The following is a 25,694-nucleotide window of genomic DNA, read 5'->3' as shown; positions in this document are numbered from 1 at the left end:
CTCACCCGTCCGCCGCTAAGTCACTTTAAATTCCATCCGAAAACTTCCTTTAAAGTGCTTCGCTCGACTTGCATGTGTTAAGCACGCCGCCAGCGTTCATCCTGAGCCAGGATCAAACTCTCAAATTTAAGCATATAGTCTTTGAAAGCGGTCGTAGATTTGTAGAAAAGCCTGTTGAAAGCTTGCTTTCATAAAGACCTTTTCGAATCTGCGAACATTTGCGAAGCAAATGGTAGCGAATGAAGCAAAGCTTCATGAGCGTACCGCTTGGACTTGCCATTGGTTCAATCCACGGTCAAAATCAACTAACTAGCTAATTTATTTCCCGTTTTTACTTGTTGTTTGGTTCGTATACAATTACTTGTATTCGTTCTGAATTTCTCATTCAAAGTCATCAAACATGACTTTTATTCGAATTTTCAGGGTTTTACATACTGTTCAATCTTCTGTTTTCAAAGTGCTTGTACATCTATTCAAAAACTATGTTTCGTCTAGATGTTAACGCAGAAGGAGGGATTTGAACCCTCGCGCCGCTACTAACAGCCTACTCCCTTTCCAGGGGAGCCCCTTCAGCCGCTTGGGTACTTCTGCAATACGCTGATTTCTTTTATATGAAAAACGGCTAAAACCTGCCAACGGAGAGGGTGGGATTCGAACCCACGCGCCCTTGCGGACAAACGGTTTTCAAGACCGCCTCGTTATGACCACTTCGATACCTCTCCAAACGTGCTTTTACATTTTAATAGAAGTCCATGTTTTTGTCAAGCACTTTTTTCTATTTTATAAATCTCGTGGAGCCTTGCTCTTTCCTTGTGTCTCTCATTGAATCGCTCATCAGAGGCAACTTGGATATTCTATCATTGTTTGTTTCATCTGTCAACAGATTTTTACAAAATTTTCTATTATTTTTCCCCTCGTTTTAAATACTCTAAAAGTCGTTGCTTTGCCTGTTCAGCAGTGTTAAAGTTTTCTTCAATTCCAGTTATGTAATAGAAGGCATCCTGCCAGATTTTTTCGGAGTAATCCGTGGCTGGAATTTCAGAAACAGCAAAACGGCAACCTATTTTCCCCACACTGCCCCGCAAATCTGATAAATACATACAACCTGACTCTATAGCGATCCGGTCCAAAAGCCCCTCCCTGATGTTTTTATCTTTTTCTCTTCCGCTATATCCAGCTTTCATCTAGCGTACCTTCTTCCCTTCTTCTCATCTGATGCAGCAGCTGATAAAATCTAAGATCAGGAATCCTTCCTAAGGATTACTTTATCTGATCTTACATTAAATATATTTATACAACTAATAATATTGTAATGAATGCAACATGTCAAGCTATGGATTGCATTATTTACCACACATATTTCATTTGATACAATACTATGGAATCAGGAGGAGTTACCCATGTATATAGATTTCAATTTTTCAAAACGCCTTTCTCAACTTCGAGCACAGAAAGGAGTATCCGCACGTGATATGAGTTTGTCTCTTGGACAGAACCCAACGTATATCCATAAAATAGAAAATGGACTAGCTCTTCCGTCCATGATGGGATTTTTCTATATATGCGAGTATCTGGATCTTGAACCGGCTGAATTTTTCTCTCGTGAAATTCACAGCCCTGCAAAACTAAAAGAATTACTGAGCGATGCCCAGCATCTAAATCGGGAGCAGCTTGAACACCTTCATCTTCTTGTAAAGGACTTATTAAAATACGGAGGTAAAAAATAAAAAGGAAGCTGCTCCTACAGCATCCCTTTTATTGATCTCTCCGTATTCTCTTTAACAGTATTTCCGCAATTTCCATGTCTTCTGGAGTTGTTACTTTCATGTTCGTATAGTCTCCTCGAATCAATTTAACTTTCTCCTGAGTTATGGTCTCAACCACCATCGCATCATCTGTAATCCCTTTTTGCATCTTTTGTTTCGTCATAAGTGTCTCATAGGCACTAAATACCAGTTGATACGCAAATGCCTGTGGCGTCTGGATGAGCCAAAGATGATTTCTATCTGGGGTCACTTTAGAAAATTGATCCTCATCCGATATCTTTATGGTATCTTTGACCGGCATTCCCACGACACAAGCCTTGAATTCAACTGCACCCATTAAGGCCGATTCGATGATTTTGGGGGTCACGCAGGGTCTTGCTCCATCATGAATCAAAACATATTCACAATGCTTTACTTCCTTTAGTCCCTCGTATACTGAATGATACCGCTCGGTTCCTCCCTCCGTTACAGCCGTAACTTTGGTAAAGCCATATTTCTCAATGATGTTTTTTTTACAATATTCCTTTTCTCCTTGGCCAGTAACCAGTATGATCTCATCCACCGAACTCTCTTCAAAGGCCTTTAACGAATAATAAATCATGGGTTTCCCCAATAAAGTCAGATACTGTTTATAAACGGAACCGCCCATTCGGGTTCCTTTCCCTGCCGCCAGTATTACTGCCGCGGTTCGTGCCATCATTGCCTTACCTCTCTCCCAGTTTTAAGTTAGGAACTGCATTTAAATCCAGACCTGCTCTTTCACCGTTGATATACTCATAATAAGCTGCTGTTCCAATCATAGCGGCATTATCAGTACAATAGATGGGGGAAGGAAAATAAAGATCTATCCCATTTTCTTCGCAGGCTTTTCCCATCTCTGCGCGTAATGCAGAGTTAGAAGCTACTCCACCGGCGATGGCAACTTTATGAAACTCATATTCTTTTGCAGCCTTCACGGTATGGCTGACTAAGACATCCACGACTGCATTTTGAAAGGATGCGGCGAGATCCGGCACATTGATCTCATCCCCCATCATCTTCGCATGATTGATATGATTTAAAACAGCCGACTTTAATCCGCTGAAGCTAAAATCATAAATACTGTCATTTACCTTTGCCCTAGGGAATTTGATGGCATGAGGATTCCCCTCTTTTGCCGTTTTATCGATCTTAGGACCTCCCGGATAGCCAAGGCCTACCGCTCTAGCCACCTTATCAAACGCTTCGCCAGCCGCATCATCTCTGGTTCGCCCTATGATCTCAAATTCTCCGTAATCTTTTACAACCACCAAATGGGTATGACCACCGGATACAATCAGACACAAAAAAGGCGGTTCTAAATCTTTATGTTCAATAAAATTGGCTGATACGTGTCCTTCTATATGATGGACACCCACAAGAGGTTTCTTGGCGGCATACGCAATCGCCTTTGCTTCGGCAACTCCCACAAGCAATGCCCCGACTAGACCCGGTCCATATGTGACACCAATGGCATCCATATCATCTAATGTCATCCCGGCTTCTGATAATGCGGATTCTATCACCTGATTGATCTTTTCCATATGCTTTCTGGAAGCAATTTCAGGAACAACGCCTCCATAAAGGGTATGCAGGGCTATCTGAGATGAGATTATATTTGATAAAATCTCCCTCCCATTTTTTACCACCGCCGCTGCTGTCTCATCGCAGGAACTTTCAATTGCCAGGATATAAACATCTTCTTCTGTATGATTTTTCTTCATCATCATTTCCTCATTCCTCATCGAATTCCAATTCTATCGTCCAGGCATCCCTGGCCGCTTTCGCACGAGGGAAAATCGCTTTAACCTTGTCCATAAATTCCTCTGGTCTTGTCAAAGATGGACTATAATGAGTCAGCCACATCTGTTTGGGCTGTGCACTCTTTGCCAGTCCTGCGGCTTCATAAAAAGTCATATGTCTGTATTCTCTGGCTTTTGCTTCTTTTCCTTCTTCCCCGTACATGCCTTCACAGATAAATAGATCCGCATCCGCTGCATATTCTGCAATCACAGGAACTGGTCTTGTATCCGTGCAGTATGTTACTTTTAGTCCCCGTCTTTTCGGTCCTAAAACCATATCTGGTGTCAGAACGTGTTCTCCATCTTTTAAAGTCTCACCTTTCTGCAGCCGGCTCCAGTACTTCTGGGGGATTCCTGCTTCTCTTGCCCGATCCACATCAAATCGTCCTGCCCTTGGAATGGAAATCGAATATCCGTAACAAACCACATTGTGATTGACACGATAAGCATCAATTACATAAGGTCCCTGGATTATCTGCTCCCTATTTTCAGAAAGCTCAATGAACTTAAGGTTAAATGGAAGTTCAGGAGCAATGGTACGCAATGCCCCCACCACCCGTTCTAAGCCTTTGGGACCAATGAGTGTCAGAGGTTCTGTCCTCTCTGCATTCCCCATAGTCAACAAAAGACCAGGCAGACCACTGATGTGATCCGCATGATAATGAGTAAAACAGATAATATCAATCGGCTTTGGGCTCCAGCCCTTTTCTTTTAAAGCAATCTGAGTTCCTTCTCCACAATCGATCAAAAGATTGCTGCCTTCACACCGTGCCATCATGGCTGTCAGCCAGCGGTAGGGAAGAGGCATCATTCCTCCAGTTCCCAGTAAACATATATCTAACATAAAATTTCCTCACTTTTGTTTGAATCAATAAGACGGTATAAAAACGCCTCATAAAATCATATCACAAAGCCAAGGGAATTAGCAACTACAAATATTCCTGCTGTTCCTCAATCTCCACAGGTATTTTAAATTCTGCAATCATAGCTTCATAACAGCTTTCACAAAGATCAAAATGATGGATCTCCCCATCTTTTTCTGAAAAGAAGTCCCAGGTATGGTTCACGCGGATAACCCCTTCTCTGGCAATACCCTCTGACACGATAACTTTTTTGCCGCAACAGTTGCATACTACTGTCTCCAGTTGACCGCCGTTTTTGTACTTTCTCATCTTACTCTCACCTTTCCTTTTTCGCACTTTCCAGATTCACCCTGATTTCATACCGTTTTAACCATAAATAGAAATAAGGGCATCCATACTGGATACCCCTACATTATAAACGGTGTTTCCCCTTATTTTTAGTGGTAAATGTTTCATATCACAGGGATTGTCATAAGAATGGCATCTTCACAAGGATTCTGATAGTAGTTTTTTCGAATGCCATTTTCCAAAAAACCATAGGATCTATATAGGTTTACAGCACATTCATTGCTACTTCGAACCTCAAGAAACATGGAACTCACTTCCCACCTTCTGGAATAAAAAACCACCTGGTCCATAAGTTTCTTTGAAAGGCCCCTCCCTCTCCACTTCGGCAAAAGGGCAATGCGGAGAAGTTCTCCCTCCCCGGCAATGATTCGAAACACACAGTAACCAACAATCTCCGCCTTCATTTCTACGACGAACCAAGTATCCAGATTGTTGTTTAAACTTTCCATTATACTTTCATAAGACCATGGATCTGGAAAACAAACCTGTTCTATACCGGTGATTGTAAGCACATCTTCTGCTTCCATCTCACGAACCATTGGCTTCCCCTTTTAATGCCTCTTCCCGTTCCCGTTCCGCCTGAGGTTTTCTTAAATATTCCGGGCCATGTTCTGCAGCCGAAACTAGATTTCCTTCCTTGTAATAAAGACTTCCTAGTTCTGCCACAGCACCAGCCCGTTGTCTGTTTAGATGAGCAGGTGCAAATTCAAAGGGGACCTTTAACTCTTTTTCCAATCGTTCCTGGTATACAGGAACTCCATCCCCTAAAAATATCACTTTTTCTCCGGCCTGATTTAGTTCATCGATTAGATCATCAAGATCCATCGCACAGGATGGTTTCACTATGGAAAATCCATCTCTACACTCATAGATTCCTGTATAAACCTGATTCCTTCTCGCATCCATAATCGGACAGACCCGGCTAATACAACCGTATAGATTATACGCCATTGCATCTATGGTAGGTACAGAGATCAACGGCTTTGAAAGTGCTAATCCAAGACCTTTCCCCGTTGCCGATCCGATCCTCAGCCCTGTAAAAGAACCAGGGCCTGCGGAAACCGCTATGGCATCGATGGTATCCAAATCATATCCCACCATGGTAACGATCTCATCAAGCATAGGAAGAAGTGTCTGGGAATGTGTCTTTTTAAAATTCACCGTGTACTCTGCTATCAGCACCTGGTCTGACACGATGGCAACCGATGCCACCAGTGACGAACTTTCAATTCCAAGTATGTTCATTTACATTCCCTCCACGGTTATTTTTCTATAATCAAAGCCTTTGTTTAAATCCTTTTCGATGGTGATTGTTATAGCATCTTCTGGAAGAATATCTTCAATCAGCTCCGACCACTCAATGAGCGTTACCCCTTCTCCATAGAAGTATTCATCATATCCAATCTCATCCATCTCACTGACATCACCAATCCGGTACACATCAAAATGATAGAAGGGCAAACGCCCGTCCTCATACTGTTTTACGATGGTAAAGGTAGGACTGTCAACTGGCTCTCTTATATCAAGACCAGCGGCAACCCCCTGAGTAAAGACCGTTTTCCCCACTCCAAGATCACCATTTAGACAATATACGGTGGAGGGAGCTGCTGACTCTCCCAGTTTCTTTCCTAGTGCAAAGGTTTCTTCTGGCTTCCAGCTTTCTTTTACCATAATCTATATCCTCTTTCGCCTCTCTGGAGGCAGATTCTCTTTTATCAAAGCAGTTAATGCAGGAAGGTGATCCCCCGAAATAGAATCTGGGAGCAAATAAGCATGTACACGATCCATATAAAGAATCAACATATCTCTCACACGGAGAACTCGTTCTAAATTCCCCCATTCGATGAAAAGATTTTCATCTCCCTGGGTAACGTTTATTCCTTCCGCCAAAAAAGACAATGTCATTCCATTGCGAAACATGGGCTTTGCTGCCTGTTTTGCGGCTTTTAGAAAAAGAAGAGCGGGCTGCCATACGGTAAACAGCAAAACACAGACGAATAGTAACCCCCGGTACAAGTTGGTAGTCGTCCCCCATGTACTGACAAGAGCATAGAGTGCTGCTGCACTGAAAATCAAGCTAAAGATTCCCTGCATGCCACGATATGAATGATACATGGAAAATTTCCACAAATCCTTTGCCTTTAGTTTCACTTCTATTACGATTGGATTTTTCTGTTCCATGTGTTCCTCCTTTTCTATCGAATGAAAGGCTCCCTTATAGTTTCATGGTAAGAGCGATCCGTTTCTTTGAAACTTCCACACTGATAATCTTCACTTCTACAATATCGCCCACACTTACAGCTTCTAGTGGGTGTTTAATAAAATGATTGGACATCTGGGAGATATGAACCAAACCATCCTGATGAACACCGATATCCACAAATGCACCGAAATCAATGACATTCCTAACGGTTCCTTTTAATACCATGCCTGGCTGCAAATCTTTCATTTCCATAACATCCGTACGCAAAATCGGCTTTGGCATCTCATCTCTGGGATCCCTGGCTGGTTTTTCCAATTCTTTCGCCAGGTCCCGAAGGGTAATCTCCCCAACGCTTAATTCTTCTGCTAGTTCCTTGTAATCTAAGATCTTTTTGCTGATTCCAGTTAACCCTCCATGAGCCAGCTCACTTAGATCATATCCCAGTTTATTCAAAAGATTTAAGGCAGCGTTGTATGTTTCCGGATGAACACTGGTTCCATCAAGGGGATTTTTTCCACCCTGAATTCTCATAAAACCTGCACACTGTTCAAATGCTTTCGGTCCAAGCTTTGGTACCTTTAACAATTGCTTTCTGCTTTCAAATGCCCCATGTTCTTCTCTATAAGCCACGATATTTTTCGCAATGGGTTTGGTAATCCCAGAGATATATTCAAGTAAAGAAGCAGAAGCTGTATTCAAATCCACTCCCACTTTATTAACACAGTTTTCCACGACGCCTTGCAGTGCTTCACTTAAATGTTTCTGATTCATGTCATGCTGATATTGCCCTACCCCAATGGACTTGGGATCAATCTTAACAAGCTCTGCCAGTGGATCTTGTAATCTTCTTGCGATGGAAGCCGCACTCCGCTGCCCTACATCAAAGTTTGGAAACTCCTCGGTCGCTAATTTGCTGGCAGAATAAACGGAGGCTCCTGCTTCATTGACTATAATATACTGAACTGAGGTTTGGATCTCCTTTAACAGTTCTACGATGATAACTTCTGACTCTCTTGACGCAGTTCCATTGCCAACAGAGATCAGGGTAATGTTATATTTCTGAATCAGTTTCTTTACAATCTCTTTGGATTCTTCCACTTTGTTTTGAGGTGCGGTTGGATAGATAACAACGGTATCGAGTACTTTCCCCGTCTCATCCACAACTGCCAGTTTGCATCCGGTTCGAAATGCAGGGTCCCAGCCAAGCACCACTCTGCCGACAATGGGCGGCTGCATCAGCAATTGTTCTAAATTCTTACCAAATACCCGGATGGCACCAGTTTCCGCTGCCTCTGTCAAATAACTTCTTATCTCCCGTTCCATGGACGGAGCAATCAACCGATCATAGCTGTCCGCCGTCACATCTTTTAAGACAGGAGTCGTATAGGGATTGTCCCGAATCAGCACCTGTTTCTCTAAATATCGGATTATCTGCTCTTCTGGAGCCAAAATCTTAATCTGCAGGACCTTTTCCTTCTCTCCACGGTTCATGGCAAGAATTCGGTGTCCAGCCGCTTTTTTTATGGTTTCCTCATAATTATAATACATCTCATAAACAGTCTCTGCTTCTTTGTCCTTCGTCGATGACTGAATCAGCCCCTGATCCATAGTCACGTTTCGGATATAAGTGCGGTATTGTGCCTGATCGGAAATCCGCTCCGCCAGAATATCCTTCGCTCCATTTATGGCATCTTCTGCTGAAAGCACTCCCTTTTCCTCGGAGCAATAAGTTTCTGCTTCTTTTTCCAAAGGAGCATTGGTCCTCTGTAATAGAATCAGATCTGCCAATGGATCCAGTCCCTTTTCCTTCGCTATGGTAGCACGAGTCCTTCTCTTTGGTTTATAGGGACGATATAAATCTTCTACTGCCACTAGTGTCTGGGCTTTTACAATCTTCTCTTTTAGTTCCGGAGTCAGTTTCTCCTGATCTTTGATCGAAGCAAGCACTTGATCTTTTCGTTCTTGTAAGTTTCTTAAATACTTAAGCCGCTCATCAAGGTCACGAAGCACTTCATCGTTTAGGGAACCTGTGATTTCCTTCCTGTATCGTGCTATAAATGGGATGGTGTTCCCTTCGTCAATTAACCGGACGGTTTCTTCTACCTGTCTGCGTGTTATGGAAAGCTCTTCTTGTATTACCTTTATAATATCCATTTTATACCTCTTGATTTTCATAATTCCTTCAATTAGACCATTATAATTCATCAAGGATCGTTATGCAATACCTGTCTGGACATCAAGGTGTTTTCGTGCTACAATCATACAATATAACTGATCAAAAGGAAAATCATGAGGTATGTACCAATGAACGAAAATAATAACAGCAATAACGGAATGCTGCCAAAACCGCCCAACGCAGGATCGTTTCTTGCATTTTGGTCCGTTTTTTTTGGTGGTATTGGTTTGGTGACCGATTGCCTTCCCCTATTCAGCATATGGAATCTTCCGGCAGGTCTATTTTTTGGATTAACCGGGATTGTCTGTGCGGTTCTTTCAAAGCAGGGAAAACCATTCAGGCACCAGGCACAGCTTGGACTGATTCTTTCCATAATTTCAGCAATATGCGGTATCCTGCTTTCCTTATTTATCATATTTGTATATGATGTCATGGATACCAATACACCCATGGGAGAATATTTCAGACAGATATTTGAGACAACCACCCAGGCACTTATGCCTCACTCCCCGTCTGGAGATTAATTATTTCATAATGGGAAGAAGATCGATTCCTCTAAATGCAAGCATATAATTTTTAAAAATCCAGTTTGCCAGCACGATGGCGGCACCGATCAGGACAAGCACCCTTTCTCTCTTTCTATGATTGATCGGGTGCTTTCCATTTTTACAGATCATGCGAATGATGAGTTCCATCAAGAATACGATTACAGCATAAAGGACCAGCGGATGATACTGAATACTCATCCGAAGGTCCCCTTTTAATAGAGAACGGACTGCTCGTGTTCCTCCACAGCCAGGACAATAATATCCCGTCAATGTAAGAAAAGGGCAGGAAGTTCCGATTTCAACCAATTTCTTTAAAAAAGTCATCTTTTTTCCTCTTTAGTTCCCAAGATCAAATGCATCATGGACTGATCTCATGGAGCGTTCCACATCGATTTCATTAATCAATACGGTAATTCGTATCTCTGAAGTGGCAATCATCTTTATGTTGACGTTCGCTCCATAGAGGGCTTCAAACATCTTAGCAGCAACTCCCGGATTGCTCGACATCCCAGCACCGATAATTGATAATTTGGCAATGCCATCCTCGTACGTTACGGATTGCGCAGATATCGTTTCAAGATGGTTCTTTAATAACTCCATCGTCTCATTCAAATCGGTCTTTGCCACCGTAAAGGATATATCTTTTCTATCTTCTCGTCCAATCGACTGAATGATTATATCCACATTAATATGATACTTTGCCAAAAGATGAAAGATCTTAAAAGCAACTCCAGGTTCATTTTTTACGCCCATCACTGAAATCCGGGCTACATTCTTATCCGCAGCGACTCCACTTACAAGCATTCGTTCCATTTTCGTTTCCTCCTTGACGATCGTCCCTTCTTCTCTTGTCATACTTGAGCGGACAACCAACTGTACTCCATAGCGTTTTGCCATCTCCACGGAGCGGTTATGGAGAACCTTTGCTCCTAAAGATGCAAATTCAAGCATCTCATCGTAGGACACTTCTGAAAGTTTTCTTGCATTAGGTACAATCCGGGGATCACCAGTATAAACACCATCAACGTCTGTGTAAATCTCACAGGCATCGGCACTTAGAGCTGCTGCAAGAGCCACTGCTGTGGTATCCGATCCTCCCCGTCCAAGGGTGGTTAAATCATCGTATTTATTCACACCCTGAAAGCCTGTTATGATAACGATCTTTTTGGCCTCTAACTCATGACGGATCCGATCCGTATCGATTCGTTTTAATTTGGCTGTTCCATAAGCGGAGGTGGTATGCATCACCACCTGGGCTGCATTTAGGGAAACTGCTGGAACCCCAAGTGCATGCATCGCCATGGACATCAGCGCAACACTAACCTGCTCTCCTGTGGCAAGGAGCATATCCATCTCTCTTTTGGGTGGATTCTGGTTCATCTCATGTGCCTTGGCTATAAGGCCGTCCGTGGTTTTTCCCATAGCGGATAAGACCACTACTACCTGATTGCCTTTTTCATATTCTTCGATACAGCGTCTGGCTACATGAAAGATTCTATCTTTGTCTGCGACGGAACTACCGCCAAACTTTTTAACTACTAACATTGCTGCCTCCTGGCGAAAATTAAAATTCTGCACGGATGCGCTGTCTGATTCCTGACAGCTCTTTTGCTTTCTGTTGATACGCTTCTTCCGTCATGGCCTCTGTCAGAACGGCGAACTCATCCATATGATCTAGTTCTGTTACTTCCACATTTCCAAAGACTGCTTCTACTTCTTTCCTTCGTTTACCATAAATCCCTTTGATTCTGATAAAATACTGAAAGGACAGATCTTCTATGGAAGAAATGGCCAGACACTTCTCATCCCAACCCATCTTAACATGATCCGTTTTGTGATTTAAGACTTCCATAATATCTGCAACAACTGCACTTGCAGTAGGAAGTTTCCCTGCTCCGCTTCCGTAGAACATGGAAGTCCCAAGCATATTTCCTTTTACCAGAATTCCATTATAGACATCACTCACAAAATAGAGCGGATGATCCATTCCTATCATAACTGGTGCTACGAATGCATGAACGTTTCCTTCGCTGATACGGCTGGAACCAAACAGTTTCACTGAAGTTTTAAGCGCTTCGGCATAACGGAAATCTACATCTGTGATATTTGTTATCCCTTCTGTATAAATATGCTGGAAATTCACTTCGTGACCCGAAGCCAACGCAGTCAATATAGCTATCTTTCTACAAGTGTCATGTCCTTCTACATCAGCCTCCGGATTTCGCTCTGCATAGCCAAGTTCCTGTGCCTTTTTGAGTGCGCTCTCAAAAGACTCTCCTGACTGGCTCATCTTTGTCAGTATGTAATTCGTGGTACCATTTAAAATTCCTGTGATTTCTAATATCTTCTCTCCAGCCAGTGAAGTGTAAAGAGGCCGAATGATGGGAATCCCTCCGCCAACACTTGCCTCAAAGAAGAAATTCACTTTTTTTTCTTCGGCTATTTTTAAAAGTTCAGTGCCGTGAGCCGCAACCAGTGCCTTATTGGAAGTAGCAACATGCTTCCCTGCTTTTAAACATGCCTTTACAAATGGATAAGCTGGATTCAGTCCTCCCATGGTCTCAATCACCATGGTGATTTCTGGGTCCTTTTCAATGATAGAGAAATCATGTACAATCTTATCTGCTATCGTTGTACCCGGAAATTCTCTTAAATCGAGTACATATTTAACATCTACTGTTTCGCCTGTCTTTTTTTCTATGGTATCTTTGTTTTTTTCCAAAATTTCTACAACACCGGATCCTATGGTACCATAGCCCATAACTGCAACATTCATCATACTTTATTACTCCCTGGCTAAAATTTTTACGTGGTGAATTCCATCTTTTTCTTCCAATTCCTCAACCATTTCTGAGACATTGCCCGTGGCTTTTCGTACCTCAACACTGATCGTTAAGGTAGCGACTCCATTCACTGGAATACTCTGATGTATGGTCAGGATATTGGCACGGTACACAGCAACCACACGAAGCAGATCTGACAGTAACCCCGGTTCATCATCCATCTGCATCACTAACGTAATGGTTTTTCCCTTTGTATTATCGTAAAATGGGAAGATATCATCTTTATATTTATAAAAAGAGCTGCGGCTGATCCCAACTCGATCCGTCGCTTCCTGCACGGTGATGACTCGCTCCGATTCCAATAGCTTCTTTGCCTCAACGACTTTTAGCAATACTTCAGGCACAGCTTTTTGCTTTACCACAAAATATTTACTTTTTTCTTCCATAAAAAAATATCTCCCCTTCTGTGTCCGCAATGGAAATACATTTGTGTTCATAGGGAAGATATTATCATATTTGTGCTTGGTATGCAACTATATTTTCTATTTTATTTCTTAGGTTCTAAAAAAAATGCAGAGAATTTTATTCTGGTCCATTCTCTCCTGCCTTGGCTCCTGTACTGATCCAGCGTAAATACGCATACATAAACAGATCCAAAGCTCCATCTAGTACACTGTTGACATTTCCCGTCTCTGCATTGGTTCTGTGATCCTTCACCATGGTGTAAGGCTGCATGACATAAGAACGAATCTGGTTCCCCCAGCCAATGTCTGTCACATCGCCTCGGATCCCAGAAAGTTTTTCCGCATTCTCCTGCTGTTTTCTCATATAAAGCTTTGCCTTTAACATCTGCATGGCTTTGTCTTTGTTCTGAAATTGAGAACGCTCATTCTGACACTGAACTACAATACCAGAAGGGAGATGAGTAATTCGGATTGCGGAAGATGTTTTATTGATATGCTGACCACCTGCACCACTGGAACGATACGTGTCAATCCGCAATTCATCGTCATTGATTTCTACATCCAAGTCCTCTTCAATATCTGGCATAACATCACAAGAAACAAAGGATGTCTGACGCTTGCCGGCTGCATTAAAGGGAGAGATACGAACCAGGCGGTGTACGCCTTTTTCAGACTTTAAATATCCGTAAGCATTCTCACCATTAATCTGTACAGTAACTGATTTAATTCCAGCCTCATCACCGTCTAAATAGTCAAGCACTTCTGTCTTAAATCCTTTTTTCTCTGACCAACGAAGGAACATACGGTAAAGCATACTACACCAGTCACAGGATTCAGTTCCTCCTGCTCCTGCATTCAGCTTTAAAATAGCATTGTGGCTGTCATACTCTTCTGATAACAGTGTATTGATCCGCATCTGCTCCAGACTCTCTTTAAAATCACTTAACATCTCTGCCACTTCCAAAACAAGGGAAGGATCATTCTCTTCATTCCCCATCTCAATCATGACACCGATATCTTCAAACTGCTGCTCTAAGTCTTTATAACTTTGTACTGTATCTTTTAAATTTTTTGCAAACTGAACAATCTTTGTTGATTTCTCCGGGTCTCCCCAGAAGTCCGGTTCTTCCATCGATTTGTCAAGTTCATCAATCCGCTTTAACTTTTGATCTAAGTTAAAGTGAATCCCTCACTTCCACTAATGGTTTTTCATACGTTGATAATTCGTATTTGTATTGATCTAACTCTACCACTGTGTCACCCACTTTCGTTTTTTTATTTATAATACAAAATTGGGGTCCGCTCCTAACTTATGGGCGCGAACTCCAATTTTATAAAACACTATACTAATTTACGTCCGCAGCACTGCTTGTACTTTTTGCCAGAACCACATGGACAAGGATCATTTGGATAAACCTTATTCTCCGCCTTTTTCACTGGAGCTTTCACTCCACTGTCATCTTTGTTGGTTCCAGTCACCTTGGCAGCAGGTTCTCTCTCCACTTTTTGTTCCACTCGGATGTGGAATAGAATCCTTACGGTTTCTTCCCGGATGGCTGCCGTCATCTCCTCAAACATCTGATAACCGCTCATCTTATATTCTACCAACGGATCTCTCTGTCCATACGCCTGTAAACCAATTCCCTGGCGCAGCTGGTCCATATCATCAATATGAGACATCCATTTGTTGTCAATCACCTTTAATAAAATAACTCGTTCCATCTCACGAATCTGTTCTGCTTCTGGGAATTCGGCTTCTTTAGTTTCATACAGCTTGATCGCCTCTTCCTTTAACATATGTTTCAATTCGTTTTTCTTGATCTGCATATCCTCTGGAAGCGTAATCGTCTCTAAGGGAATGATCGGAAGAAGAAGCATATTCAGTTCTTCTAAATTCCATTCTTCTGGTGATTGATCCTCAATGACGGATAAATCCACTGAGTTCTCCACAATATCCGTAACCATCTTTAACACAACGTCACGCATATTGTCTCCATCAAGTACCTTTTTCCGTTCGTCATAGATTACTTCTCTTTGTTCGTTCATGACTTCATCGTATTTTAAAAGGTTCTCACGGATTCCATAGTTGTTGGTCTCAATCTTCATCTGCGCTTTTTCAATGGCATTCGAAAGCATCTTATGCTCGATCTGCTCTCCTTCCGGTACGCCTAGAGTATTAAACATTCCTACCAGACGTTCGGAACCAAACAAACGCATCAAATCATCTTCCAGAGAAATATAGAATCTAGATTCACCTGGATCGCCCTGACGTCCGGAACGTCCACGCAGCTGATTATCAATTCGTCGAGACTCATGACGCTCTGTACCAATGATCTTAAGCCCACCAGCTTCTTTTGCCTTATCATCAAGCTTAATATCCGTACCACGTCCAGCCATATTCGTCGCAATGGTAACTGCCTTATGAATACCAGCATCTGCAACAATTTCCGCTTCCAGCTCATGATACTTGGCGTTTAAGACTTTATGAGGGATACCTTTTCGTTTGAGCAATCCACTTAACATCTCAGAAGTCTCGATGGTAATGGTACCAACTAGTACTGGCTGACCTTTCGAATATGCAACTGCAACTTCATCGCAAACAGCTTCAAATTTTTCTTTCTTCGTCTTATAAACAGCATCTTCCTGATCTAAACGCGCCACCGGGCGGTTGGTAGGAATCGCAATGGCATCCATACCATAGGTGTTTCTAAATTCCTTTTCCTCGGTAAGAGCGGTACCAGTCATACCTGCTTTTTTATTGTATTTATTAAAGAAGTTTTGGAACGTAATGGTTGCCAGCGTCTTACTTTCTCTGCGGACATTCACGTGTTCTTTTGCTTCAATTGCCTGATGGAGACCGTCAGAATAGCGTCTTCCTGGCATAATACGTCCTGTAAATTCATCTACGATCAATACTTCATCATCTTTTACCACATAGTCTTTATCCCGAAACATCAAATTGTTGGCACGAAGAGCTAATATGATATTATGCTGAATCTCTAAATTCTCAGGATCCGATAGGTTCTCGATATGAAAGTACTGCTCTGCCTTCTCCACACCCTGTTCGGTTAAATTAACTACCTTGTCCTTCTCATCTACGATAAAATCACCGGATTCTTCAATTTCTTCTCCCATAATGGCAGCCATCTTTGAGAATTCACCGGAGGTTTCTCCTTTTTCCAACTGGTGGGCAAAGATATCGCAGACCTCATACAGTTTCGTAGACTTCCCACTTTGACCTGAAATAATCAAAGGAGTTCTCGCTTCATCGATCAAAACTGAATCCACCTCATCAATGATGCAGAAGTCCAGATTCTTTAAAACCATCTGTTCCTTATAGATGGCCATATTATCTCTTAAATAATCAAATCCAAGCTCGTTGTTGGTTACATACGTAATATCACAGTTGTACGCAGCACGTCTTTCGTCGGAATTCATGGAATTTAATACGATTCCTACGGTCATACCCAAAAATTCATGGACTCTTCCCATCCATTCCGCATCACGCTTTGCCAGATAGTCGTTGACCGTAACAATCTGAACACCGTTGCCTAATAGAGCATTCAAATAAGCGGGACAGGTAGAAACCAAAGTCTTACCTTCACCTGTTCTCATCTCAGCAATACGTCCCTGATGGAGAACCAAGCCTCCGATCAACTGTACACGGAAATGTTCCATATTAAGAACTCTGCGCCCAGCTTCTCTTACAGTAGCAAAAGCTTCTGGCAATATATCATCAAGAGTCTCACCTTCTGCAAGTCTCTCTTTAAACAGCTTTGTCTGATTTTTCAGTTCTTCATCCGATAGCTTAACCATATCGGGCCGGAGAGCCTCTATCTTATCTACGATGGGATTGATGATTCTCAATTCTCTTTCACTATGAGTTCCAAATATTTTTTGAACCAAGTTCATGATCTATTCTCCTACTCTACTTAACAATATACGCATTACAATCTCGTATATTGTAGCACTAACTCCTCTTTAATTCAATGAATTCATAAAAAATTAACATTCTGGTAACATTCAGACCATTCGTTACCAAGTCCTTCCTAATTCCCCAGCAAACGGCAGCAAATGGGGAAAGAATTATGGTAAACCTGACACATTGCACAAAAAATTTGTTCGATTTTTAACTTTTCCACATTATCCACATTGGATTGTGTATGTTTCCCCCACTTTTATCCCCACCAACAAATCCCATAATTATAGAAAATAACAGTTATACACCGACTTATCCACATTATCCACATTTATTCGCCATGGATTACCAGTATTTTACTTTGAACATCAAACTGTATGATTTTTGTATAATTGTCATAAAATTCAAATTTTCGACGAATAATTCCATTTTTCCCTTGACATTTTTTTAAGTCCATCAATAGTTTTTTTATAAATTGATAAAATATAAGATGAGAATATTCACATGAATTTTTCATAAATTTTCTTATAATTTTACAATCCAATTGAATTATTCTCATAAAAGTGATATACTATAACCATCTCAAGAAAAAGGAGCGGATGACTTATGAATTTTACTATTACAGGAAGAAATATTGAGGTCACAACAGGGCTTAAACAAGCCATCGAGGAGAAACTTGGAAAGCTAGAACGTTTTTTCGCCCCCGCTACAGAAGCAACCGTAAGGCTCAGCGTACAAAAAGAAATCCATAAAATTGAAGTTACGATTCCGGTAAAGGGCCATATCATTCGAGCAGAGGAATCAAGCACTGATATGTATGTTTCCATTGATCTTGTCGAAGAGATCCTGGAACGACAACTAAAAAAATATAAGAACAAATTAATAGACAAAAAGCAGAATGCTTTATCCTTCTCCCAGGCTTTCATGGATACAGAAACAACAATCGATGATCAGGTGGAAATTGTAAAAACAAAGAAATTTGCTGTAAAACCTATGGATACCGAGGAAGCTTGCATCCAGATGGAACTACTTGGTCACAGTTTTTTTGTATTTTTAAATGCAGACTCCGACGAAGTAAACGTGGTATATAAAAGAAAAGGCGGCTCCTACGGATTGATTGAACCAGAATTTTAATCCGTTTCGTCCCTGATTTCTACAAAAAGCAGCCAGAATTTTGAACTGGCTGCTTTTTTCTTATACTCTTGTCAGATACCGTTCTACGCTGGTGATGGCATTGGCACCGTCTGAAACCGCCGTCGATATCTGTCTAAGCTGTTTTGTCCTAACATCACCGGCTGCAAATATTCCTGGTACGTTTGTCTCACAGTCTTCGTCCGCTTTGATATATCCATGATCCATTTCCACAAGGTTATTAAATGCCTCACTCTGAGGATTGATCCCGACCGCTATAAACACACCGTCAACGGCGAGCTTATCGGATTTTTCTGTTTTTGTATTTTTAATGGTAAGAGACTCGACCTGATCTCCCCCTTCAATTTCCTCTACAACTGTATCCCAGATGATTTCAACATTCTCTTGTTTTAACAACTGAGTCTGCAATGTCTTTGCACCTCGTAATTGATTTCTCCTATGAATTAAGTAAACTTTTTTACACATTCTGGCTAAGAAGATCGCATCCTCAATGGCTACATCGCCTCCACCAACAACGGCTGCCACTTTATTGCGAAAGAATGCTCCGTCACAAGTTGCACAGTAGGAGACTCCCATACCGGTCAGTTCTTCTTCTCCAATAACCCGAAGTTTTCTATGATGGGCACCAGTTGCGATCAAAACCGTCTTGGTTACATAAGTTCTTTCTTCGCCTACTACTGTAAATTCGCCGTTGGCAGCTTCAATTCGAAGTACTTCGTCGTTGGAAAACTCAGCTCCCAGCTTTTCTGCATGTTCCCGGAACTTCAGTCCAAGATCATACCCGTTGATTCCTGGCAATCCTGGATAGTTGTCAACCTCGTAGGTATTAAGAACCTGACCTCCACTTGCCATCTCTTTTTCAATTACTACCATCTTAAGTTCTGCCCTCTTGCCATAAACGGCAGCGGATAATCCTGCGGGACCTGAACCGATAATTACAACATCATATAACTCACTCATTTTATCTACCTGCTTTCTTATTTCTTTCTGTAATATCTTCTGTAATATCTTCTATATTCATTCTATCTCCCCTTTCCTTTACTAGGAAATCCATACATTGCAATCTGTACGCTGATTTGTTAGAATAATATTATTATAAACAAACAAAAGGGGTGATCTTATGACTGGTAAAACTGTACTCGTAACCGGTGCTTCCCGAGGGATCGGGAAAGCAATTGCAATCTCCTATGCAAAAAAAGGATACCATGTAATTATCAATTGTCTTCATAGCAAAGAACTTCTTAATCAGACAAAAAAAGAAGTGGAATCTTTTCGTGTCTCCTGCCTTTCCTACTTAGGAGATATAGGCGATTCTGCCCAATGTAAGGAACTCTTTTCACAAATAAGCAACCAATATGGTTCTCTTGACGTATTGGTAAATAACGCGGGAATTTCCTATCTGGGACTTTTGCAGGATATGAACATTGATGACTGGGATCGAATAATTCGAACCAATCTAACGTCTGCCTTCAACTGCTGTCACCAGGCAATCCCTTTGATGCTGAGTCAAAAGCAAGGAAAGATCATCAATATCTCTTCCGTATGGGGTGTATGTGGCGCTTCCTGCGAAGTGGCCTATTCTACCACAAAAGGTGGACTCAATGCCTTTACAAAAGCTCTGGCAAAGGAACTGGCTCCTAGTAACATTCAGGTCAACGCAATCGCCTGTGGTGCCATTGATACCGAGATGAATCAGTTCCTTCAAAAAGAGGAACGTCAGGCACTAATCGATGAAATTCCCGCTGGAAGACTTGGCACCCCAGAAGAGGTTGGTGATCTTGCCTGTCAGCTGGGGGAGAATCATTATTATCTAACGGGTCAGATCATCAATCTGGATGGTGGTTGGATCTAGGAGCGTTTAGCGCTCTTAAATTCTCCTCCATCCGCTTTGATGTACGATGAAGAACGTTTAGATCCTCTTCTGGAATCCCCGCTATAATTTCCTCCATCAAATTCCTTTTACACTGTCTAACCTGTTGAACCACCTCCAGGCTTTTCCTAGTCAAATTAAGGCGTACTAGCCTGCGGTCAAACGCATCTCGTTCTGTTGTCAAATATGCTTTCTCGCATAAGGATTCCACCGATTTTGCGATCAATCCCTTTGAGATGTTTCGGTACTGTGCAATCTCTGTGGCGCTGTTTCGCTCTTGATGGTCAGCTAAAAACATAATTACTAAAATCTCATTGGGGGTAAAACCATATTCAGCCACAGACTGACAGCATGCCTTCTGGCATATCTTATCTATTTTTGCAAAAAAAGGAACGTATATCTCTTCTTCTCTCATCTCTACTCCTGGTGATCCGGTGAAAGAATTCATAATAGAACCCTTACTAAATCATATGTCAAATGTCCTATGCTGTTTCTTAGTTCCGAATTGCTGATAGTTCATTTTTGAACTAAATACGTTTGAAGTATAATACGGAATCGAATAATTGTCAAGCTGGAACTCAAAAAAAGACAGAATGTCCTATGAGATAAAAAAACTACCCGGAATTTTTCCGGGTAGTTTTTTTATATTTCTGGTTTCTCAACCTGAACAATGGCTGTTTTCTGCATAGGAATTCTACAATTCTTATTATTCCCGAATTCAACAATAACTGTATCATCTGTCATATCAATGATCACTCCATAAAATCCACTGGATGTTAGCACGCTGTCTCCAACTGCTATGTTTGAAAACAACTCCTGCTGCCTTTTCTTTTCTTTCTTCTGTGGTCTAATTGCGATAAAATACATAAAGCCAAAGATTACTGCGATGTAAATCACCCAGAAACCCATGCCCATGCCACCGCCTGTTGCTAATAACATAACCATTTCCTCCTTCATATATAGATCCGTCGCCTGCCTGTCCTTCTCCGTATAGGAAACCTTCAGTCCTGCTTTTCACCTACTGCTTTTCGTACATTATGTCTCGGATTCTACTACTTTCATACCAGAAAGTTTCTGTTCCTTGTATTCCACATAACGATGATTTTCGATTGCATCGCGAATCTCTTCCATCATTGTATTATAAAAGTACAAATTATGCAAGACACATAATCTCATGCCAAGCATTTCTTTGGCTTTTAATAAATGCCGGATATACGCTCTGCTGTAAGAGCGGCATGCTGGGCACTGACACCCTTCTTCCATCGGTCTGTGGTCAAGTTCATATCTGGCGTTGAACATATTTCTCTTCCCTTGGTTGGTGTATACATGACCATGCCGTCCATTCCTGGACGGATATACACAGTCAAAAAAGTCTACCCCTCGTTCCACGGATTCCAAAATATTTGCCGGAGTTCCTACCCCCATCAAATACGTGGGCTTGTCTTGCGGCAGATAAGGTACCGTCTCATCAAGAATCCGGTACATCTCCTCATGACTTTCTCCAACCGCCAAGCCACCCAGTGCATATCCATCTAAATCCATAGCAGATATGGTCTTTGCATGTTCAATCCGGATATCTTCATAGGTTCCCCCCTGATTGATTCCAAACAGCATCTGATCTGGATTTATGGTATCTGGCAGAGTCTTCAGCCTTGCCATCTCACACCGACAACGCTCCAACCATCTGGTCGTCCGGTCCACACTGTTTTGCATATATTCCCTCGTGGCCGGATGCGGTGGACATTCATCAAATGCCATGGCAATTGTAGAGGCCAAATTGGACTGAATCTGCATGCTTTCCTCCGGCCCCATAAAGATCCGGTGTCCATCAATGTGTGACTGGAAATAGACACCTTCTTCCTTAATCTTTCGCAGACCGGTGAGAGAAAATACCTGAAATCCCCCTGAATCAGTAAGAATGGGACGATCCCAATTCATAAACTTATGAAGACCGCCAAATTCTTTGATTACCTGATCTCCGGTTCGAACATGCAGGTGATAGGTATTGGACAGTTCTACCTGCGTTTTGATCTCACGAAGATCATCTGTAGAAACTGCACCTTTTATAGCAGCAACCGTACCAACATTCATAAAAACCGGAGTTTTGATCGTACCGTGGACGGTGGTAAGCTCACCTTGCTTTGCCCGACCGTCTGTGGCTAAGATTTTATAATTCATTTTCTTTCCTTACTTTTATTTTATTTGTTTCTTAGCAGCTGTTTTCCCCTTCTGGCTTTTTTTGTTCTTGTTTAAGCTCAAAACATACCAGAGAGAACCGGTAATACATACAGATGAATACGTACCGCATATGATCCCTACCATCAGTGGCAGAGCAAACTCACGGATCGAAGATACTCCCATGAGATACAGCACAAATACCATAACAAATGTGGTAAAAGAAGTATTTAAACTTCTTGTAAAGGTCTGTGTAATACTAATATTAACGATTTCAGAAAGCTCTAGACGATTTAGTGTCTTTAAATTTTCACGAATTCGGTCAAAGATTACAATGGTTGCATTGATGGAATATCCAACTATGGTAAGCATACATGCAATGAACGTAGAACCTACGGACCATTTAAAGAGCGCATAGAAGGTCAGCACCACTAAAACATCATGCACCAGAGCCAGAACCGCACTTCCCGCAAATCGGATATCTTTAAACCGAAACCAGATATAGAGAAGCATACAAATAGTTGCTATAATCATAGCCACAACGGCATCTCGCTTCATCTCCTTGCTAATCGCACCAGAGATACTTTCGGCTGTAATCTTCTCCGATTCCACCTTAAAATTATCTACCATAGATTTGTTTAAAGACTTTCGTTCTTCCACAGTTAACGTCTTGGTCTTAATGATAACTTCATTTGTACCTGCTACTTTCTGTGTCTGAACATCTGTATCCTGGGTCACTTCTTCCACTAAAGGTACAACCTTTGAAGAAATCTGATCCAGTGACATATCTTCATTAAAGGTTACATTGGTAGACGTTCCGCCTTTAAATTCCATGCTGTAATTCAAAATACTTCCTGTCTGAGATTGATTTAGATACAACCCAACAAAGCCAACAAGAATTACCGCAAGGGAACACGCAAACCATATTTTTCTTTTTGACAAGAAATCGATCGTTTTGTTGTCCTTTTTCGAGCCATAAAACTTTGGATTTTCAATGCCCAGTAAGAACAAGCGGCCTAATACAAACCTTGTGATAAACAGAGCAGTAAACATGGATAGAACAATACCAATTGCCAAAGTGGAGGCAAATCCTTTTACGGAACCAGAACCTCTCCAAAACAGCACTGCTGCTGCAATTAAAGTTGTAACATTCCCATCGACAATGGCAGACAGCGCCTTACTAAAACCTGTCTGTATCGCAGTCTTAACCACTTTTCCAGAACCGATCTCTTCTTTAATTCGTGTGAATATAATAACATTGGCATCCACCGCCATACCGATGGATAGTATGATACCTGCAACTCCAGGCAGGGTTAGGGTGACTTCAAAGGCGGCCAGTAAGATTAATATGATTCCTACGTAGATGGACAAAGCAATGACGGAAGCCAAGCCAGGAATTAAGTATACAATAAGCATAAAGATTGCAACAATTCCAAAACCGATTGCGCCTGCCTTTAAGCTGGTTGAGATTGCTTCCTGTCCAAGTTTCGCACCTACCACGTTGGAACGGAGTTCTTCTAGTTCCAGTGAAAGGGAACCGATTCGTATGGTGGATGCAAGTGTTTCCGCTTCTTCATAAGAATCCATGCCACTGATCTGGCACTGTCCCTGGGTAATGGGTTCTTGAACCACAGGATTGGAATAAATTTTGCTGTCATAGACAATGGCGATTCTTTTTCCCACATTCTTTGTGGTCGCTTCGCCGAATATCTTCTTTCCTTCTTCTGTGAAGGTTAAATCAACCATATATTTCTTCATGCCGTTCTCATCAGCGATCACCGGTTTGGCCGTAGCCACCTGATTTCCGTTTAATATGGTCTTTCCTGTTTCATCGGTAAATGTAAGAGATCCTGGTTTGCCAAGTTCCTCTAATATTGCGTTCGCATCGGATACTCCAGGGATATCTACGTTAATTCGATTATCCCCTTCCTGATAAACCTCTGCTTCCGTACTATAGTTTTGAACTCTTTGCTGTAATTTGTAAATCGTATCTTTCATATCCTCGGCACTAGGCTTGTCCGCCTTTGCCTGATACGTAATACTGACACCCCCTGCCAGATCGAGTCCGAGTTTAATGTCTCCCATGGTGGTAAATCCAAAATAACCGAACACTCCCACCATAACCAGTGCAAAAATTAGCCCAATAAGACCTTTGCCTTTGTTACTTTTCATGACTTTTCTCCTTTATCTTTATTCTTCAGCCAGAGCCGCCTTGATCATGATAGCACACTCGATCCGTTTCTTCTGCATTTCGCAGCCGATATCATAGGCATCTGTTATGCTTCCATGGAAGTTATAGGAGTTAGCTGCACATCCTCCGCTGCAATAAAACCTTGCAAAACAATCCTTACACTTATCTTTTGCATAAACATTGCAAAGTTTAAACTCATCGCGGATTTCTGCGTTGGTCACACCTGTATCTACATTGCCAAGGAGAAATTTATCTTCTCCGACAAATTGGTGGCATGGATAAAAGTCTCCCCATGGGGTGACTGCCAAATACTCTGTTCCGGAACCACATCCAGACAATCGTTTTGCAACGCAGGGTCCCTGCTGCAAATCAATATTAAAATGAAAGAACTGAAATCCTTTTCCTTCTTTGTGTCTACGGATATATTCCACCGCCAGATCGTCATACTCTTTTAAGATAAGGGGAAGATCCTCTTCCCGAATGGCGTAATCTTCTTCTGGCTGTGCTACCACTGGTTCAATGGACATACTTTTAAAACCAAGATCTGCAAATTCCAAAACATCGGATGCAAAGTCTAAATTGTTGCGGGTAAAGGTACCACGGATGTAATAATCCTTGTCTTCTCTCATCTTTGCAAATTTCTGAAACTTAGGAACGATTAAATCATAGCTGCCTTTTCCGTTACGGAATGGCCTCATCTGATCATTAATCTCTTTCCGTCCATCTAAACTTAATACTACATTGCTCATCTCCCGATTGCAGTATTCCATAATTTCATCGTTTAATAACACACCGTTGGTGGTCATAGTGAATCGAAACTTCTTATTATATTCTTTCTCTTTTGAGCGTCCGTATTCAACAAGTTTTTTAACGACCTCCCAATTCATGAGAGGTTCCCCACCAAAAAAGTCCACTTCTAAGTTTTTTCTATTGCCAGAATTGGTAAGAAGAAAATCCAAAGCCTTTTTTCCCACTTCAAATGACATGAGTGCACGGCGTCCATGATACTCCCCTTCTTCTGCGAAGCAGTACTTACAGGCCAGATTGCAGTCATGGGCAATATGTAAGCAAAGAGCTTTTACTACGGTTTTTCTTTTTTTAAAATCCACCACATAATCATGGTAGACATCACTGGTAAACAGCTCGCCTTTTAAAATGAGTGCCTGTATCTCCTGGATCGCTTCTTTTACTTCAGACTCCCCATATTGATCTGACAACTGGTCTAAGATTTTGCGTTCTACTTCGTTTGGTAGTGCTGCAGGTTCTTCTTGGTCCGATACCAGATCGGCTGCAATCCGGACTGCATCATACATAACCGGATCTACAGCATGAACGGAACCGCTGTTGACATCCATTATAACATGGAAGCCATTATTAATATATTGATGAATCACTGGTATACTCCTTCATATGAAT

At 41.7% G+C, this 25,694-nt stretch carries 26 protein-coding genes, 2 tRNA genes and 1 rRNA gene; 4 read left to right on the top strand and 25 right to left on the bottom strand.

Annotated elements, in window-relative coordinates; all coding sequences use genetic code 11:
- From EFT72_RS02420 to EFT72_RS02405, 4 genes are all read right to left on the bottom strand, one after another.
- Nucleotides 1–128: ribosomal RNA gene (locus tag EFT72_RS02420) — 16S ribosomal RNA — on the bottom strand; the annotation flags it as partial.
- A gap of 374 nt (nucleotides 129–502) precedes the next feature.
- A tRNA-Ser gene (locus EFT72_RS02415) sits at nucleotides 503–591 on the bottom strand.
- 45 nt (nucleotides 592–636) lie between these two features.
- Nucleotides 637–722 (bottom strand) — tRNA-Ser (locus EFT72_RS02410).
- Between the two features lie 180 nt (nucleotides 723–902).
- Nucleotides 903–1,184 carry a hypothetical protein gene (locus EFT72_RS02405; RefSeq protein ID WP_124065248.1) on the bottom strand — a complete coding sequence of 94 codons (282 nt, stop codon included), beginning with the start codon at nucleotides 1,182–1,184 and terminating at the stop codon, nucleotides 903–905.
- Nucleotides 1,185–1,400: 216 nt separating this feature from the next.
- On the opposite strand from EFT72_RS02405, the gene EFT72_RS02400 reads away from it, so the two are divergent.
- Nucleotides 1,401–1,727: a helix-turn-helix transcriptional regulator gene (locus EFT72_RS02400; RefSeq protein WP_124065246.1), complete on the top strand. Its 327-nt coding sequence runs from the start codon at nucleotides 1,401–1,403 to the stop codon at nucleotides 1,725–1,727.
- 28 nt (nucleotides 1,728–1,755) lie between these two features.
- Here the strand turns inward: EFT72_RS02400 and ispD are convergent, their stop codons facing one another.
- From ispD to EFT72_RS02355, 9 genes are all read right to left on the bottom strand, one after another.
- A complete protein-coding gene (ispD, locus tag EFT72_RS02395; RefSeq protein ID WP_124065272.1) occupies nucleotides 1,756–2,463 on the bottom strand; it encodes a 2-C-methyl-D-erythritol 4-phosphate cytidylyltransferase in 708 nt (235 codons plus the stop codon).
- 7 nt (nucleotides 2,464–2,470) lie between these two features.
- Complete coding sequence (gene tsaD, locus EFT72_RS02390; protein WP_124065271.1) at nucleotides 2,471–3,508, bottom strand: tRNA (adenosine(37)-N6)-threonylcarbamoyltransferase complex transferase subunit TsaD; 1,038 nt, start codon at nucleotides 3,506–3,508, stop codon at nucleotides 2,471–2,473.
- A gap of 10 nt (nucleotides 3,509–3,518) precedes the next feature.
- The gene (locus tag EFT72_RS02385) at nucleotides 3,519–4,430 is read right to left on the bottom strand and encodes a ribonuclease Z (protein ID WP_124065244.1); all 912 of its coding nucleotides are present in this window, start codon (nucleotides 4,428–4,430) and stop codon (nucleotides 3,519–3,521) included.
- 85 nt (nucleotides 4,431–4,515) lie between these two features.
- Nucleotides 4,516–4,758: a hypothetical protein gene (locus EFT72_RS02380; protein ID WP_124065242.1), complete on the bottom strand. Its 243-nt coding sequence runs from the start codon at nucleotides 4,756–4,758 to the stop codon at nucleotides 4,516–4,518.
- A gap of 143 nt (nucleotides 4,759–4,901) precedes the next feature.
- The gene (rimI, locus tag EFT72_RS02375) at nucleotides 4,902–5,336 is read right to left on the bottom strand and encodes a ribosomal protein S18-alanine N-acetyltransferase (protein WP_124065240.1); all 435 of its coding nucleotides are present in this window, start codon (nucleotides 5,334–5,336) and stop codon (nucleotides 4,902–4,904) included.
- The gene (gene tsaB, locus EFT72_RS02370) at nucleotides 5,326–6,042 is read right to left on the bottom strand and encodes a tRNA (adenosine(37)-N6)-threonylcarbamoyltransferase complex dimerization subunit type 1 TsaB (protein ID WP_124065238.1); all 717 of its coding nucleotides are present in this window, start codon (nucleotides 6,040–6,042) and stop codon (nucleotides 5,326–5,328) included. Before tsaB ends, rimI begins: the two co-directional genes overlap by 11 nt.
- Nucleotides 6,043–6,468: a tRNA (adenosine(37)-N6)-threonylcarbamoyltransferase complex ATPase subunit type 1 TsaE gene (tsaE, locus tag EFT72_RS02365; protein ID WP_124065236.1), complete on the bottom strand. Its 426-nt coding sequence runs from the start codon at nucleotides 6,466–6,468 to the stop codon at nucleotides 6,043–6,045.
- Between the two features lie 3 nt (nucleotides 6,469–6,471).
- A complete protein-coding gene (locus EFT72_RS02360) occupies nucleotides 6,472–6,978 on the bottom strand; it encodes a YcxB family protein (RefSeq protein ID WP_124065234.1) in 507 nt (168 codons plus the stop codon).
- A gap of 34 nt (nucleotides 6,979–7,012) precedes the next feature.
- Nucleotides 7,013–9,154 (bottom strand): Tex family protein, encoded by a 2,142-nt coding sequence (locus EFT72_RS02355; protein ID WP_124065232.1) that lies wholly within the window; start codon nucleotides 9,152–9,154, stop codon nucleotides 7,013–7,015.
- A 150-nt stretch (nucleotides 9,155–9,304) separates the two neighbouring features.
- On the opposite strand from EFT72_RS02355, the gene EFT72_RS02350 reads away from it, so the two are divergent.
- Nucleotides 9,305–9,700: a sodium:solute symporter gene (locus EFT72_RS02350; RefSeq protein WP_124065230.1), complete on the top strand. Its 396-nt coding sequence runs from the start codon at nucleotides 9,305–9,307 to the stop codon at nucleotides 9,698–9,700.
- On the opposite strand, the gene EFT72_RS02345 is transcribed toward EFT72_RS02350, so the two are convergent.
- The 6 genes from EFT72_RS02345 to secA all read right to left on the bottom strand — a co-directional run bounded on the left by EFT72_RS02345 (nucleotide 9,701) and on the right by secA (nucleotide 16,883).
- Nucleotides 9,701–10,048, bottom strand: coding sequence for a DUF2752 domain-containing protein (locus tag EFT72_RS02345; RefSeq protein WP_124065228.1), 348 nt, complete (start codon nucleotides 10,046–10,048; stop codon nucleotides 9,701–9,703).
- 12 nt (nucleotides 10,049–10,060) lie between these two features.
- Nucleotides 10,061–11,269 carry an aspartate kinase gene (locus tag EFT72_RS02340; RefSeq protein WP_124065226.1) on the bottom strand — a complete coding sequence of 403 codons (1,209 nt, stop codon included), beginning with the start codon at nucleotides 11,267–11,269 and terminating at the stop codon, nucleotides 10,061–10,063.
- Between the two features lie 19 nt (nucleotides 11,270–11,288).
- Complete coding sequence (locus EFT72_RS02335) at nucleotides 11,289–12,503, bottom strand: homoserine dehydrogenase (protein ID WP_124065224.1); 1,215 nt, start codon at nucleotides 12,501–12,503, stop codon at nucleotides 11,289–11,291.
- A gap of 6 nt (nucleotides 12,504–12,509) precedes the next feature.
- Complete coding sequence (locus EFT72_RS02330) at nucleotides 12,510–12,953, bottom strand: ACT domain-containing protein (RefSeq protein ID WP_124065222.1); 444 nt, start codon at nucleotides 12,951–12,953, stop codon at nucleotides 12,510–12,512.
- 136 nt (nucleotides 12,954–13,089) lie between these two features.
- Nucleotides 13,090–14,224 (bottom strand): peptide chain release factor 2 gene (gene prfB, locus EFT72_RS02325; RefSeq protein WP_124065220.1). Its coding sequence is split into 2 segments (ribosomal slippage): nucleotides 13,090–14,148 and nucleotides 14,150–14,224, totalling 1,134 coding nucleotides; the frame shifts between segments, so codons are not numbered across the junction.
- Between the two features lie 88 nt (nucleotides 14,225–14,312).
- On the bottom strand, nucleotides 14,313–16,883 hold the full coding sequence (gene secA, locus EFT72_RS02320; RefSeq protein ID WP_124065218.1) for a preprotein translocase subunit SecA: 2,571 nt from the start codon (nucleotides 16,881–16,883) through the stop codon (nucleotides 14,313–14,315).
- Nucleotides 16,884–17,496: 613 nt separating this feature from the next.
- Here secA and raiA point away from each other — a divergent pair.
- Complete coding sequence (raiA, locus tag EFT72_RS02315; protein WP_124065217.1) at nucleotides 17,497–18,024, top strand: ribosome-associated translation inhibitor RaiA; 528 nt, start codon at nucleotides 17,497–17,499, stop codon at nucleotides 18,022–18,024.
- A 60-nt stretch (nucleotides 18,025–18,084) separates the two neighbouring features.
- Here the strand turns inward: raiA and trxB are convergent, their stop codons facing one another.
- Nucleotides 18,085–19,023: a thioredoxin-disulfide reductase gene (gene trxB, locus EFT72_RS02310; protein ID WP_279221923.1), complete on the bottom strand. Its 939-nt coding sequence runs from the start codon at nucleotides 19,021–19,023 to the stop codon at nucleotides 18,085–18,087.
- A 139-nt stretch (nucleotides 19,024–19,162) separates the two neighbouring features.
- Here trxB and EFT72_RS02305 point away from each other — a divergent pair, with 139 nt between their 5' ends.
- Nucleotides 19,163–19,894: an SDR family oxidoreductase gene (locus EFT72_RS02305; RefSeq protein ID WP_124065213.1), complete on the top strand. Its 732-nt coding sequence runs from the start codon at nucleotides 19,163–19,165 to the stop codon at nucleotides 19,892–19,894.
- On the opposite strand, the gene EFT72_RS02300 is transcribed toward EFT72_RS02305, so the two are convergent.
- The 5 genes from EFT72_RS02300 to scfB all read right to left on the bottom strand — a co-directional run bounded on the left by EFT72_RS02300 (nucleotide 19,869) and on the right by scfB (nucleotide 25,672).
- Nucleotides 19,869–20,360 (bottom strand): MarR family winged helix-turn-helix transcriptional regulator, encoded by a 492-nt coding sequence (locus EFT72_RS02300; RefSeq protein ID WP_124065212.1) that lies wholly within the window; start codon nucleotides 20,358–20,360, stop codon nucleotides 19,869–19,871. The genes EFT72_RS02305 and EFT72_RS02300 overlap by 26 nt on opposite strands.
- Before the next feature lie 194 nt (nucleotides 20,361–20,554).
- Nucleotides 20,555–20,851, bottom strand: a complete 297-nt coding sequence (gene yajC, locus EFT72_RS02295) for a preprotein translocase subunit YajC (RefSeq protein ID WP_124065211.1) — start codon at nucleotides 20,849–20,851, stop codon at nucleotides 20,555–20,557.
- A gap of 96 nt (nucleotides 20,852–20,947) precedes the next feature.
- Nucleotides 20,948–22,090, bottom strand: a complete 1,143-nt coding sequence (gene tgt / locus EFT72_RS02290) for a tRNA guanosine(34) transglycosylase Tgt (protein ID WP_124065210.1) — start codon at nucleotides 22,088–22,090, stop codon at nucleotides 20,948–20,950.
- Between the two features lie 15 nt (nucleotides 22,091–22,105).
- Complete coding sequence (secD, locus tag EFT72_RS02285; protein ID WP_124065209.1) at nucleotides 22,106–24,259, bottom strand: protein translocase subunit SecD; 2,154 nt, start codon at nucleotides 24,257–24,259, stop codon at nucleotides 22,106–22,108.
- Nucleotides 24,260–24,277: 18 nt separating this feature from the next.
- On the bottom strand, nucleotides 24,278–25,672 hold the full coding sequence (gene scfB, locus EFT72_RS02280; protein WP_124065208.1) for a thioether cross-link-forming SCIFF peptide maturase: 1,395 nt from the start codon (nucleotides 25,670–25,672) through the stop codon (nucleotides 24,278–24,280).
- Between the last annotated feature and the right edge of the window lie 22 nt (nucleotides 25,673–25,694).

Origin of the sequence: Clostridium sp. E02, from assembly GCF_003833015.1 — a bacterium.
GTDB lineage: Bacteria > Bacillota > Clostridia > Lachnospirales > Lachnospiraceae > Lacrimispora.
The sequence above is the reverse complement of the archived record's forward strand: the minus strand, read 5'-3'. Positions and strand labels throughout refer to the sequence as shown.

What these genes read in the sequence shown, in the direction of transcription:
- EFT72_RS02405 (WP_124065248.1), bottom strand. Translation starts at nt 1,184, where the DNA reads ATGAAAGCTGGATATAGCGGAAGAGAAAAAGATAAAAACATCAGGGAG.
- EFT72_RS02400 (WP_124065246.1), top strand. Translation starts at nt 1,401, where the DNA reads ATGTATATAGATTTCAATTTTTCAAAACGCCTTTCTCAACTTCGAGCA.
- ispD (WP_124065272.1), bottom strand. Translation starts at nt 2,463, where the DNA reads ATGGCACGAACCGCGGCAGTAATACTGGCGGCAGGGAAAGGAACCCGA.
- tsaD (WP_124065271.1), bottom strand. Translation starts at nt 3,508, where the DNA reads ATGAAGAAAAATCATACAGAAGAAGATGTTTATATCCTGGCAATTGAA.
- EFT72_RS02385 (WP_124065244.1), bottom strand. Translation starts at nt 4,430, where the DNA reads ATGTTAGATATATGTTTACTGGGAACTGGAGGAATGATGCCTCTTCCC.
- EFT72_RS02380 (WP_124065242.1), bottom strand. Translation starts at nt 4,758, where the DNA reads ATGAGAAAGTACAAAAACGGCGGTCAACTGGAGACAGTAGTATGCAAC.
- rimI (WP_124065240.1), bottom strand. Translation starts at nt 5,336, where the DNA reads ATGGTTCGTGAGATGGAAGCAGAAGATGTGCTTACAATCACCGGTATA.
- tsaB (WP_124065238.1), bottom strand. Translation starts at nt 6,042, where the DNA reads ATGAACATACTTGGAATTGAAAGTTCGTCACTGGTGGCATCGGTTGCC.
- tsaE (WP_124065236.1), bottom strand. Translation starts at nt 6,468, where the DNA reads ATGGTAAAAGAAAGCTGGAAGCCAGAAGAAACCTTTGCACTAGGAAAG.
- EFT72_RS02360 (WP_124065234.1), bottom strand. Translation starts at nt 6,978, where the DNA reads ATGGAACAGAAAAATCCAATCGTAATAGAAGTGAAACTAAAGGCAAAG.
- EFT72_RS02355 (WP_124065232.1), bottom strand. Translation starts at nt 9,154, where the DNA reads ATGGATATTATAAAGGTAATACAAGAAGAGCTTTCCATAACACGCAGA.
- EFT72_RS02350 (WP_124065230.1), top strand. Translation starts at nt 9,305, where the DNA reads ATGAACGAAAATAATAACAGCAATAACGGAATGCTGCCAAAACCGCCC.
- EFT72_RS02345 (WP_124065228.1), bottom strand. Translation starts at nt 10,048, where the DNA reads ATGACTTTTTTAAAGAAATTGGTTGAAATCGGAACTTCCTGCCCTTTT.
- EFT72_RS02340 (WP_124065226.1), bottom strand. Translation starts at nt 11,269, where the DNA reads ATGTTAGTAGTTAAAAAGTTTGGCGGTAGTTCCGTCGCAGACAAAGAT.
- EFT72_RS02335 (WP_124065224.1), bottom strand. Translation starts at nt 12,503, where the DNA reads ATGATGAATGTTGCAGTTATGGGCTATGGTACCATAGGATCCGGTGTT.
- EFT72_RS02330 (WP_124065222.1), bottom strand. Translation starts at nt 12,953, where the DNA reads ATGGAAGAAAAAAGTAAATATTTTGTGGTAAAGCAAAAAGCTGTGCCT.
- secA (WP_124065218.1), bottom strand. Translation starts at nt 16,883, where the DNA reads ATGAACTTGGTTCAAAAAATATTTGGAACTCATAGTGAAAGAGAATTG.
- raiA (WP_124065217.1), top strand. Translation starts at nt 17,497, where the DNA reads ATGAATTTTACTATTACAGGAAGAAATATTGAGGTCACAACAGGGCTT.
- EFT72_RS02305 (WP_124065213.1), top strand. Translation starts at nt 19,163, where the DNA reads ATGACTGGTAAAACTGTACTCGTAACCGGTGCTTCCCGAGGGATCGGG.
- EFT72_RS02300 (WP_124065212.1), bottom strand. Translation starts at nt 20,360, where the DNA reads ATGAATTCTTTCACCGGATCACCAGGAGTAGAGATGAGAGAAGAAGAG.
- yajC (WP_124065211.1), bottom strand. Translation starts at nt 20,851, where the DNA reads ATGTTATTAGCAACAGGCGGTGGCATGGGCATGGGTTTCTGGGTGATT.
- tgt (WP_124065210.1), bottom strand. Translation starts at nt 22,090, where the DNA reads ATGAATTATAAAATCTTAGCCACAGACGGTCGGGCAAAGCAAGGTGAG.
- secD (WP_124065209.1), bottom strand. Translation starts at nt 24,259, where the DNA reads ATGAAAAGTAACAAAGGCAAAGGTCTTATTGGGCTAATTTTTGCACTG.